Raw genomic sequence first — 1,394 nt, forward strand, 5'->3', positions numbered from 1 at the left:
TTTTTTTATAAAATGTAAAAATTATTATATTGCTTTTTTTTGCTTTAATATTATAATCAAATAGTATTTTTAATGATAAATAAAAAGGGGTTATATTGATGAGAGTTTTATTAAAAGCTGAAGATTATGAAAAAGTTCTTCCAAGACTTGCTGCTGAAGTAATTGAAAAGGAAAATATGGATAAACTTTCTATTGTGGGTATAAGAAGAAGAGGAGATTATTTGGCTGTAAGACTTAAAAAACTTATAGAAGAGAAAATAAATATAGATATACCTATAGGTGCCATTGATATTAACCTCTATAGAGATGATTTATCTACTTTATCAGAATTCCCTGAAATTAAAGAAACTGACATACCTTTTGATATTACAGGAAAAACTATTCTTCTTGTAGATGATGTACTTTATACAGGCAGAACTATTAGAGCTGCTTTAAATGCTTTATTTGAATATGGTAGACCTCAGAGAGTTGTTTTACTTGTATTAGTTGATAGATTTGGAAGAGAGCTTCCTATATCTGCAAATTATGTTGGGCTTGCATTAAATGTTCCTGCTGACCAATATATATCTGTAAGAATTAAAGAATTAGAGGGTGAGGATATAGTTTTACTTAAAGATAAAGCTTAATCATCAAACTTTCTGCTTAAAGATGAATAAAGATCATAGAACTCTGTTTTAGAGAAATCTTTTAAACATTCAGTTGGCATTTTCTCTACTATGTTTTTAAAGTATGAGAATAGTTTTTTAAATTTATTCATTTCGCTTTCTGAAAGTAAAAGATCATTTTTGCCACAATATGCTATTTCATTATTATTACTATTTTCTTCTGCTTCAAACATCTTTATGGCGAAATCTAAATCTAATTGACTTATTTCTCCGTCAAAATCTTCATTTGGATTGTATTCTGTATTTTCTTTTTTTTCTATATCTTCATTAAGGCTAAATTCATCTTCTACTTTTACATTAGTTTCTATATTATTTTTTTCTGTTTCATATAATTCTTTTTCTTCAGCCATTGTATGTTCCTTTGTTAGAAGTTTATCTGTTTCATCATATTCTTCAACAGACTTTTTATTTTTGTTATTATTGTTTTTATTTTTTTTATTATCTATATGTATAAGTTCATGACCATCTTCATCACTTTGACCTGATATAAGATGTTCCATAATACTTAAATCGGCATCTTTTACTTGATTAACAGCATTTAATTCCATAATTTCATTCAATTTTTCTAAATTATTTTCTACTATTTCTTCAAGTTCTTCATCATCACCTATTAGAGTATTATCATCAACTATTACTTTATCATCATCTATCAAAGAGTTATCATTTATATTTTCTTCTATTTCATCATCACCTATTAGAGTGTTTTCGTCTATTTTATTTTCTTCTTCA

At 26.0% G+C, this 1,394-nt stretch carries 2 protein-coding genes; one reads left to right on the top strand and one right to left on the bottom strand.

Annotated elements, in window-relative coordinates:
* Positions 1-98: 98 nt before the first annotated feature.
* Entirely contained in the window at positions 99-626 is a 528-nt protein-coding gene (pyrR, locus tag E6A48_RS10535; protein ID WP_013244576.1) for a bifunctional pyr operon transcriptional regulator/uracil phosphoribosyltransferase PyrR, read from the top strand.
* Here pyrR and E6A48_RS10540 read toward each other — a convergent pair.
* The coding region (locus tag E6A48_RS10540) for a hypothetical protein (protein WP_219710172.1) at positions 623-1,394 on the bottom strand (772 nt) is incomplete at its 5' end. The genes pyrR and E6A48_RS10540 overlap by 4 nt on opposite strands.

The sequence above is a fragment of the Brachyspira pilosicoli genome, assembly GCF_019402445.1.
Classification (GTDB): Bacteria; Spirochaetota; Brachyspiria; order Brachyspirales; family Brachyspiraceae; genus Brachyspira; species Brachyspira pilosicoli_B.

Bases quoted from the DNA above. Each gene is read 5' to 3' on its own strand.
- pyrR (WP_013244576.1), top strand. From the start codon at position 99: ATGAGAGTTTTATTAAAAGCTGAAGATTATGAAAAAGTTCTTCCAAGA.